This window comes from Burkholderia lata, from assembly GCF_902499025.1.
GTDB lineage: Bacteria > Pseudomonadota > Gammaproteobacteria > Burkholderiales > Burkholderiaceae > Burkholderia > Burkholderia lata_C.
Genome location: NZ_CABVPW010000001.1, coordinates 165,499 through 175,808, shown reverse-complemented (window position 1 = coordinate 175,808; position 10,310 = coordinate 165,499). Strand labels below are relative to the sequence as shown.

General features: G+C 67.8%; 7 protein-coding genes. 2 read left to right on the top strand and 5 right to left on the bottom strand.

Features of this window, described 5'->3' with window-relative positions:
* The first annotated feature begins 115 nt into the window (after window positions 1-115).
* On the top strand, window positions 116-1,384 hold the full coding sequence (locus tag BDI24065_RS00730; RefSeq protein WP_175029559.1) for a lipoprotein-releasing ABC transporter permease subunit: 1,269 nt from the start codon (window positions 116-118) through the stop codon (window positions 1,382-1,384).
* A 46-nt stretch (window positions 1,385-1,430) separates the two neighbouring features.
* On the opposite strand, the gene BDI24065_RS00725 is transcribed toward BDI24065_RS00730, so the two are convergent.
* The gene (locus BDI24065_RS00725) at window positions 1,431-2,243 is read right to left on the bottom strand and encodes a hypothetical protein (protein ID WP_175029558.1); all 813 of its coding nucleotides are present in this window, start codon (window positions 2,241-2,243) and stop codon (window positions 1,431-1,433) included.
* Between the two features lie 556 nt (window positions 2,244-2,799).
* On the opposite strand from BDI24065_RS00725, the gene BDI24065_RS00720 reads away from it, so the two are divergent.
* The gene (locus BDI24065_RS00720) at window positions 2,800-4,755 is read left to right on the top strand and encodes a Xaa-Pro dipeptidyl-peptidase (RefSeq protein WP_175029557.1); all 1,956 of its coding nucleotides are present in this window, start codon (window positions 2,800-2,802) and stop codon (window positions 4,753-4,755) included.
* A 73-nt stretch (window positions 4,756-4,828) separates the two neighbouring features.
* Here BDI24065_RS00720 and BDI24065_RS00715 read toward each other — a convergent pair whose 3' ends face one another.
* The 4 genes from BDI24065_RS00715 to BDI24065_RS00700 all read right to left on the bottom strand — a co-directional run bounded on the left by BDI24065_RS00715 (window position 4,829) and on the right by BDI24065_RS00700 (window position 10,269).
* Window positions 4,829-6,454, bottom strand: coding sequence for an APC family permease (locus BDI24065_RS00715; protein WP_175029556.1), 1,626 nt, complete (start codon window positions 6,452-6,454; stop codon window positions 4,829-4,831).
* A 132-nt stretch (window positions 6,455-6,586) separates the two neighbouring features.
* Window positions 6,587-7,816 (bottom strand): diaminopropionate ammonia-lyase, encoded by a 1,230-nt coding sequence (locus BDI24065_RS00710; protein WP_175029555.1) that lies wholly within the window; start codon window positions 7,814-7,816, stop codon window positions 6,587-6,589.
* Between the two features lie 57 nt (window positions 7,817-7,873).
* Window positions 7,874-9,136, bottom strand: coding sequence for a Zn-dependent hydrolase (locus BDI24065_RS00705; RefSeq protein ID WP_175029554.1), 1,263 nt, complete (start codon window positions 9,134-9,136; stop codon window positions 7,874-7,876).
* Window positions 9,137-9,339: 203 nt separating this feature from the next.
* Window positions 9,340-10,269 carry a 2-hydroxyacid dehydrogenase gene (locus BDI24065_RS00700; RefSeq protein WP_175029553.1) on the bottom strand — a complete coding sequence of 310 codons (930 nt, stop codon included), beginning with the start codon at window positions 10,267-10,269 and terminating at the stop codon, window positions 9,340-9,342.
* Window positions 10,270-10,310: the final 41 nt, after the last annotated feature.

Genomic DNA, 10,310 nt, shown 5'->3' with positions numbered 1-10,310 from the left:
GCGCAACGCCGGCCGTCGACCGGCCGGTCGGATGGATTTCGGCTCGCCGGCCGACCGCTGCGCGCGGTCGCGCCGCGTTCGCTAGAATGCGCGGCTCGGCATGAATCGAATCGAAATGAAAGGAAACCGCTTGAAACTCCCGTTCGAATGGCAGATCGGGCTGCGCTATGCGCGCGGCGGCCGGCGCTCGGCCGGCGACGGCTTCGTGTCGTTCATTGCCGGCGCCGCGATGGCCGGCATCGCGCTCGGCGTCGCCGCGCTGATCGTCGTGCTGTCGGTGATGAACGGATTCCGGACCGAGGTGCGCGACCGGATGCTGTCGGTGCTCGCGCACGTGGAAATCTTCTCGCCGACCGGCGCGATGCCCGACTGGCGGCTCACCGCGCACGAATCGCTGCAGAATCCGGCGGTGCGCGCCGTCGCGCCCTATGTCGACGCGCAGGCGCTGCTGACGAACGCGGGCAGCGTGACAGGCGTCGCGCTGCGCGGCATCGATCCCGTGCTCGAGCCGCGCGTGTCCGAGATCGCGCGCAAGCTGAAGACCGGGCGGCTCGACGCGCTCGTGCCGGGCGAGATGGGGATCGTGCTCGGCTCGGCGCTGGCCGACGCGCTGCACGTGAAGATCGGCGACCGCATCACGTTCTTCGCGCCCGGCAACACCGCGCGCATCGGCGATGCGCTGCCGCAGTTCCGGCAGTTCAACGTGGTCGGCACGTTCGAGTCGGGCCACTACCAGTACGACAGCGCGCTCGCGTACATCCACATCCGCGACGCGCAGAAGCTGTTCAACGCGCGCGCGCCGACCGGCATCCGGCTGCGCCTCGACGATCTGCAGCGCGCGCCGGACGTCGCGCTGGCACTGTCGCGCACGCTGTCGGGCGACCTCTATATCCGCGACTGGACGCGGCAGAACCGCACGTGGTTCGAAGCCGAGCGGCTGCAAAAACGGATGCTGTCGCTGATCCTGATGCTGATCGTCGCGGTCGCCGCGTTCAACCTCGTGTCGTCGCTCGTGATGACCGTCACGCAGAAGCAGGGCGACATCGCGATCCTGCGCACGCTCGGCGCGCCGCCCGGGGCGGTCATGAAGATCTTCGCGATCCAGGGGATGACGATCGGCCTCGCCGGCACGCTGGCGGGCGTCGCGCTCGGCTGCGCGATCGCGGTGAGCATCCCGTGGGTGCTGCCGGCGATCGAGCAGTTGCTCGGCATCCGCTTCCTGACGCCGTCCGTGTACTTCCTCAGCTCGCTGCCGTCGAAGCTGGCGGCGACCGACGTGATCGAGATCGCCGCGGCCGCGTTCCTGATGTCGTGCGTCGCGACGCTCTACCCGAGCTGGCGCGCCGCGCGGGTGCGGCCGGCCGAAGCGCTGCGCGACGAATAGGCGCGCGGCGTCCTGCGCCCGGCGTCCGGCTCGGCGTGGCGCGCCGCTATGCGATCTCGTGGAATCCGACGCTGTTGCGGCCGTTCAGGATGTTCTCGAACGCGGCCCCGAAGCCGACGTCGATCAGGCTGGCGCGCCTGCCGTAGGTCTTCTGCCCCGCATCGTCGACGAAGATCGCCGCGCCCGACGACAACTGACGGTCGGTATCCAGCAGCGCGAGCGTGCCGCGCGCGCTGCCGGCCGACGGGTCGAACGTCAACCGCGTGCCGTCCTGCGTGGTGAAATGCCCGCCGACCTCTTCGAACTTCCGGTTGCGCGCGACGGACGCATTGATCTCCTTCATGAAAAGGAAGTCCGCGTCGGCGCGCTGGCTGGCCACCTTGCGATCGTCGTCCGTGAACGTCTCGCCCACGGCCGCAGCACCCTGCCCGGCGAAGTCGACGGCCTGCTGGTGAAAGTCGCGCGTCGCGAGCACGAGGCCCGCGTTCGCGTTCAGCGTCGACTCCACCCACGCGCGATCGCTTTCCGTCATCGTCTTCGACACGACCTTGATCCGGCCGTTGTCGGTCATGAAGTCGAACTGCGCGTCGGCCAGGTCCGGGCGCTTCGCGATGATCTCGTGCATGCTCGTCGCGAGCTGGCTGGTGACGTCGCGCAGCGTCGTCGACAGGTTGCCCAGTATCGACATCTGCTTCATGCGCGCCGCCTGCATCGCGTCCTGGTCCAGCGCCCGGATCGTAATCGGCGTGTCCTGCGGTTGCCCGGCCGCCGCGTTCGTCTGCTGGCGCCCGTCGAGCGCCGCTTGCTGCGCCATCTGCACGAGCGAAAGGCCGCTCGCGGCCGTGACTGAAGTCGTCATGCCCTCTCTCTCCTTTCAATCTGTTTTTTACCGTTTACGGACAGATTTCCCGGAAATTTAGACCGATCGCATGTCGATCTCAGCGCACGCACCAAAACTTTGTTTGATTGAAACTAAAAAAGTTTGACACCAAGATTTCACTGAGATAAGTTTGGCGCAAGCTTCCGGAAAGCAATCCGGCCAGCCCCGCCGACTCGCGTCGCGCTTTCCTGCCGTTGCAGCACCGCCGTTCGCACCATCCCCGCCTCATCGCATCGTGCCGTTCCGTTTCGTCTGAAACCTGAAGGAAGATCGGGCATGCCCGCATTTGATTCGCACTCCTGCATTCATTTCGTGCCGCCGGCCTCGTATCGACCGGGCGGCCCGAATCAGCCGCCGCGCTGACGCTTTCCGGTCGGGGCGACGCAGTCGCCGCGACACCGGCCGTGACACCCGGGCCTCGCGCCCGGCGCTTTCGAAGGTGCAGTTCCGTTTCATCCGATGCAGCACCCGGCCGGGCCGCAGGGGGCATATCGCGGGCCGTCCGGTTCCAGACAATCAAAACAAGAGGTCGACAATGGACATTCATCGAACCGGATTGCGTCGCGCGTGGCTACCCGCGCTCATTGCCGCCACGACGCTCGCCGCGTGCGGCGGCGACGACGGCGGCAGTGTGGCGGGCGTCTCCGCGCTCGCGCAGGGCCAACAGGAGGGGGCCGCCACATCGGCGGCCGACAAGCAGTCACTCGCATCACGCATTTCGCCGTCCGGCGTCCCGTACGCCAACCCGGCGAGCGGCGGCCGCTACCGGCCCGTGATCGCGAACGGCCAGGTGCAGCCGTCGCTGTCGGGCGGCACGATCGAGGAGAACGCGTGGGTCGACACGCCGGTCGATTCCGACGGCGACGGCACGCGCGACCGCATCCACGTGCGCATCGTGCGCCCGACCGAAACCGCGAACGGCGCGCGCACCCCCGTCATCGTGCTCGCGAGCCCGTACTACGCGGGCCTCGCCGACAGCCCCGACCACAACGTCGACGTCGAACTCGACGGCACGCCGCATCCGGCCGCCACTGCGGCCACGGCAGCGACCGGCGCCTCCGCGCGCATCATGGCCGCCGCGCCGCAGGTGCGGATGCTGCAGCAGGTCGAAGCGGCCGCCGCCGGGCGCTCGTGGATCGAGAGCTACTTCATCCCGCGCGGCTTCACGATCGTCTACGCGGATTCGCTCGGCACCGCCGGCTCGGACGGTTGCCCGACGATCCTCACGCGCGACGAATCGGTCGCGATGGCATCGGTGATCCGCTGGCTCGGCCGCGACGCGACCGCGAAGGACGCGAACGGCAAGACGGTCGTCGCGAACTGGTCGACGGGCCACGTCGGCATGTACGGCGTGTCGTACGACGGCACGCTGCCGAAGATGGTCGCGAGCCTGCGCACGCGCGGGCTCGACGCGATCGTGCCGGTCGCCGGGCTGACGAACATGTACGGCTACTACCGCTCGGGCGGCCTCGTGCGCGCGCCGGAAGGCTATCAGGGCGAAGACGTCGACGTGTACATCAAGGCGCTGCTGACGAACGCGCATCCGGAGCGCTGCACGCACCTGATCGACGAAGCGTTGCAGCAGGAAGACCGCAAGACCGGCGACTATTCGCCGTTCTGGGCCGCGCGCGACATTCCCGCCGCGCTCGCGGTCGCGCCGGCGCTCGTCGCGCAGGGGCTGACCGACGACAACGTGCGCGTCGACCAGTCGACGTCGTGGTATCTCGCGATGCGGCGCCAGGGCGTGCCGACGCAGCTGTGGCTGCATCGCCTGAAGCACACCGACCCGACCCGCGTGCCGGCGATGGCCGATGCGTGGACCGCGGAAGTGAACCGCTGGTTCACGCGCTACCTGATCGGCTTCGACAACGGTGTCGAACGCGATCCGCGCGCGGTGATCGAGCAGGCCGACGGCACGCTGCTGAAGGAAGCGGACTGGGCCGCACGCCACGCCACGCCGGTCACGTATTTCGCGGGCGGCGACGGCGCGGGCACCGGCACGCTGCTGCGGCTGCCGACCGGCGGCCCGCTCGCCCGCTTCACCGACGATGCGCGCATCACCGCGCTCACGCTGGCGAACGCGCCGACGGGCGAGAACCGCAGCCGTTTCGAAACCGCGCCGCTCACGGCCACGACACGCCTGTCCGGTTCAGCGACCGCACGCGTCAGGCTGACGTTCACGGCCGTGGCCAACGTGACGGCCCTGCTGGTCGATCGCGCGCCGGACGGTACGGCCACGATCGTCACGCGCGCGTGGACCGACCCGCGCAACCGGTGGTCCGAGTGGCGCTCGGAACCCGTGCTGCCCGGGATGCCGTACGACCTGAAGCTGACGTTCATGCCGCGCGACTACAAGCTGGAAGCCGGCCACCGTCTGGGGCTCGTCGTGCTGTCCAGCGACAACGAAGCGACGCTGCGGCCGACGCCGGGCACGGGCCTGACGCTCGATCCGGCCGGTACGTCGGTGACGGTGCCGCTGGTGTCGTCCTGACCTGAAGCGGCTGATGCGCGTGCGGTCGGGAACGATCGCACGCGCGCAGTACCGCGTTGCACGCGACCGGTCGTCAGCCGGCCTGCTTCACGGGCAGCGGAATCTCGTCATCCTGTGAACCCGCCGGCTGCGCTGTCGCGTATTCGCCGAGATACGTCGTACGCCGCCCGCTGGCGACGCCCCAGCGATAGAACGCGAGCGCAACGATCGCCACCGCGACCAGGTCCCAACCGTCCGGAACGATCCCGTACCCGCCGAACGCCCGCCCGCCGAACCGCGACAGCAGCGCCATGACCGGCAGGTAAGCCACCATCCACCACGCCGAACGCAACTCCGCGCGGAAATCGGCCCAACCGCTCTTCGCCTGGTAATACAGGTAGACGGGCAGCGCCACGACGATCAGCAGGATGATTTGTCCCGTCAACGGCCAGCACGCCCAGTACAGCACCAGCGACGCGCAGACGAACGCAAACGGCGCGACGATCGGCATGCACGCGATTCGCAGCGGCCGCGGCAGATCGGCCGCATGCCGTCGCAGGGCCATCACGCTGACCGGGCCGGTCAGAAACGAGATGACCGTCGCGACCGAAATCACCGCGGCCAGCGTGCCCCAACCGCGAAAGAAGAACATGAACACGAACGACACGCCGAGGTTGAACCACATCGCCGCGCGCGGCACGCCATAGACGGGATGCAGCGTGCCGAACAGCTTCGGCATCGTCCGGTTGCGCTCCATCGCGTAGATCATGCGCGCGGTGGTTGCCGTGTAGATGGCGCCGGTGCCCGACGGGCTGACGAACGCATCGACATACAGGAGCACGGCGAGCCAGTTGAGGTTCACGGCAATCGCAAGCTCGGCGAACGGCGACGAAAAGTTCAGTCCGTGCCAGCCGCTCGCGATGGCGGAGGGCGGCACCGCACCGATGAACGCGACCTGCAACAGCACGTAGATCACGAGCGCAAGAAGGATCGACCCGACGAGCGCGAACGGAATGCTGCGTGACGGATTGCGCGCTTCGCCGGCCAGGCTGACCGGGCTCTGGAAACCGTTGAAGCTGAACACGATCCCGCTGGTGGCGACCGCCGTCAGGATCGACGACCAGCCGTACGGCGCAAACTGCCCGCCGCCGCCAAGCGCGAAGTTCTGCTGGTGGAACCCGCTCCAGACAAGGCCGGCCACGGTTGCGCCCGGCACGAGAAACTTGAACACCGTGATCGCCGTGTTGGTCTTGACGAACAGCTTCACGCCCCAGTAGTTCAGCATGAAATAGACCACCACGAGCGCGGCGCTGGCGAACAGCCCGTGGGTGGTCAGATCCTCGCCGACCATCAGCGCGCGTGCCCACGGATAGGGCCACGACGCCATGTACTGCACCGATGCGATGGCCTCGATCGGGATGACCGACACGATCGAGATCCAGTTTGCCCATGCCGCGATGAACCCGACCAGCGCGCCATGCGAGTACCGCGCATAGCGCACCATGCCGCCGGATTCGGGAAACGTCGTGCCCAGTTCCGCATATGTGAGCGCAATGGCCAGCACGACGACGGCACCGATGACCCAGGCGACGATCGCCGCCGGCCCCGCGATCCTCGATGCATGCCACGCGCCGAAGAGCCATCCGGAACCGATGATCGAGCCGAGCCCGGTAAACAGCAACGCCACTGGACCGATACTCCGGTCAACGGATTCTTTCATGTCTGTCTCCAAAACCGCCACGCGCGGCACCCGGCACGTGCAACGTGCGCACCGCCGCGGTGGCTTTTCTTCTTGATGGGAAAAGGGAATGCCGTTGCCGGGCTCGCCGCTCCGGCGACGAACCGGCAGCGATCAGCGGGTTGCGCAGGCGCGCCACGCGGACTGGCGCGCCCGCACCGACTCGGCCGTTTCGCCGACGAGTTCGCGGTAGGTCGCAGGCGCGGTCGCGCCTTCGGTGTTGATCACCAGCACGCGGGACGTGCCGTCGATCCCGGCCTGGCGAGCGCGATCCCGGTCCTGCAGCAGCACGGCGAGACCCGCCAGCCCCGCCACACCCGATTCGCCGGCGACGATCGGCATGTCGCCTTCGCTTCCCGACGCGAGCACACGCATTGCCTGCACCGCATCGGCATCCGAAATCGTCATGAAATCGTCGATCGCGGGTTCGAGGATCTTCCACGCGAGCGGAGACGTTTCACCGCACGCGAGCCCCGCCATCACCGAATCGACCGAGCCCGTCGCCCGCGCGGCCCGGCCGGCCAGCGCGCTCTGGTACAGGCAGTCGGCCTGGTGCGGCTCCACGACGACGAAGCGCGGGCGCTGCGCACCGTGGAACTCCCACAGATAGCTGGCCACGCCGGCCGCCAGCCCGCCCACGCCGCCCTGCAGGAAAACGTGCGTAAAGGGGCAACGATCGGGCCGGCTCCCGCTTTGCTCGACGAGTTCCGCGGCGATCGTGCCGTAGCCCTGCATCACGTCGCGCGGAATGTCCTCGTAACCGTCGTAAGACGTATCCGACACGACGTGCCAACCGTTCGATGCAGCGAGTCGCGCGGCCTCCTCGACCGATTCGTCGTAGTTGCCTGCGATCCGGACGATCTCGGCACCGTAAGCGGCGATCGCCTGCTCGCGCTCGATACCGACTCGGGCGTGCAGGACGATCACGCACCGGCAGCCCAGCGTCTGCGCGGCGGCGGCCAGCCCCTTCCCGTGATTGCCGTCGGTCGCGCTGATCACGGTGAAACCGGCGAGCAGGTCGCGATAGCGCCCCTGGAACAGCGCAGCCGGATCCAGATCGTGGCCGGCCCACATCCGGAGGATCAGCCGCACGAGCGCAATCGGCGCACCCAGGGCCTTGAAGCTTCCGAGCACGGAGCGTACCGACTCGTCCTTCACGAACAGATTAGCAATGCCAATTTTTTGAGCGACGCCGGGAAGGTCGATCAGCGGCGTGGCCCGGGGCTCGATCTTGTCCCAGCAAGACAGCCACGCGCGACTTTCATGAGCCGCGTCGATGCTCAGGATCCGTTTCAGTTCGTCAGGATAGGAAATACGCGCCGCGCGCGGATTGGCAGTCAGCATGACCAGAGTTCTCCAGGGCTGAAGTAAGCAGAATGATTCGATTGAGCGGATCGGTGCTCAGTGCGCCGCGAGGCGCCTGAGGACGACGTCCAGCAACACCTTCGCGCCGTCGATGAGCTGGTCGTCGTCGGTATGCTCGCGCGGGTTGTGGCTGATCCCGCCGCGGCTCGGCACGAAGATCATCGCCGCGGGCGCGATGCGCGCGATCATTTGCGCGTCGTGGCCGGCGCCCGACGTCATCCTCCGGTTCGAGAACCCCATTCGCACGGCCGACGCCTCGATTTCACCGGCCAGGCCCGCATCGAACACGACCGGTTCGAACCGGACCAGACGCTCGGTCGTGATCCTGACACCCTCTTCCGCCGCCACCTTGTCGAGATGGTCGGCCAGGCGCTGCTCCGCGTCCTGCAGGCGCAGTTCGTCCGGATCGCGAAGGTCCACGGTGAACACGGCCTTGCGCGGAATCACGTTGATGACGTTCGGCTCGATGCGCAGCATGCCGATCGTCGCGAGCGTCGTGCCGCTCGCCACCGCCAGCTCGCGCAGGAACGTCGCGATCGCCGCCGCCGCCCAGCCCGCGTCATGCCGCAGATGGGTTGGCGTCGTGCCGGCGTGGTTCGCATTCCCCTGCACGGTGACCTGTTGCCATGAAATGCCCTGCAGGCTTTCGACCACGCCGATGCGGATCTGCTCGGCCTCGAGGATCGGCCCCTGCTCGATGTGCAGTTCGAGATATTCGTGCGGCACGATCGCGCCGGGCTCGAGATCGCCGGCATAGCCGATCCGCGCGAGTTCGTCGCCCAGGCGCGTGCCGTCGATGCCGACCGTGTCCAGCGCCGCGTCGACCGGCATGCCGCCGGCATGGACGAGCGAGCCCATCATGTCCGGCTGGTACCGGATGCCCTCTTCGTTGGTGAATGCGCCGATCGTGATCGAGCGGCGCGGCTTGATCCCGGCGTCGCGAAACGCACGCACGACGGCGAGGCCGGCCAGCACGCCATAGCACCCGTCGAGTGCGCCGGCGTTTTTCACGGTGTCGATATGCGAGCCCATCATCAGCGGGCGTTCGCTGCCGTCGTCGGTTGCCGAACGCAACGTGCCGAAGATGTTGCCGATGCGGTCGATCCGGACATCGAGATCCAGTTCGCGCATCCAGGCGACGACGAGGTCGCGCCCGGCCCGCTCGTCGTCGGTCAGCGCGATGCGGGTCCGGCCGCCCGCGTCGGGATCGGCGCCGACTTCACCGAGCCGTCTCAGTTGGTCGAGAAGAAGCGCGCCATCCAGCTCGAGCGCGGGCAGCGGTACGACAGGGGTATTCATCGATCGTCTCCATGTGCAGCACGCATCCGGCCAGTTGCCGGACTTGATGGAGTGAAATGTTATTTCAGGCAGATCGATATTTCGGCTCTCAATTGGCCGTCCGGACGCAACTTTTTTTCATCTTCGCGCGCCGGTTCCGTACAAATTCGTGCGGTGCCGGGCTCGGCGGAAACCAGCCGCCGTGCCGGCCGCACGGGCCGCCCTCACACCGGCGTAAGCACCGGCTGCCCCGCGAAATGCCGCGCCGCGTTGTCGATGAACTGCTGCACCGAACGATCGAGCGCCTCGGGCGACCAGCCGCCCATGTGCGGCGTCAGCACGACGCTGTCGAGATCCGTCAGTGCGCGCGGCGGCTCGGGTTCGCCTTCGTACACATCGAGCCCCGCGCCCGCGATGCGCCCTTCGCGCAACGCCTCCGCCAAAGCAGCGGTATCGACAACGCTGCCACGTGACACGTTGACGACGAATCCGCCGGGACCGAGCGCCTCGAGCACCGCGCGGTCGATCAGGTGCCGCGTGCCCGCGCCGCCCGGCGTCGCGACGATCAGGAAATCGGCCCACTGCGCGAGTGCGTCGACGCGGTCGAAATAGCGGTAGGGCACCGCCTTCACCGAACGGTTGTGATAACCGATCTCGATGTCGAAGCCGGCCGCGCGGCGTGCGCACTTCTCGCCGATCTTGCCGAGCCCGACGATGCCGAGCTTCTTGCCCGACACGTTCGGCGGCATCGCCAGTCCGTCGCGCCACACGCCCGCGCGGGTTTTCGCATCGAGTTGCACGACGTTGCGCACGGCCGCGAGCAGCAGCGCGAACGCATGATCGGCGACGCAATCGTCGTTGGTGCCGGCGCCCGTGACCACGGTAATGCCGCGCGCCTTGGCATGCGTCACGTCGATGTGCTCGTAGCCGGCGCCGAGCGCACTGACGAACGTGAGTTGCGGAAGACGATCGATCTCGGCGGCGGTGAGCCCCGTGCTGCCGTTGGTCAGCACCGCGCGTATCGTGCCGCCGTGTTCGGCGATCGCGCGTTCGCGCGCTTCGGATGTCGGGGCGTGGCGCACGTCGAACGACGCGGCGATCTCGCGATGCGCGTCGCCGCGCAATGCGATGAGAACCAGCAACTCGGGCTTCATGTCAGGAAGTGTCGAGAAGGCGGGAACGGATTTCAGTGTAA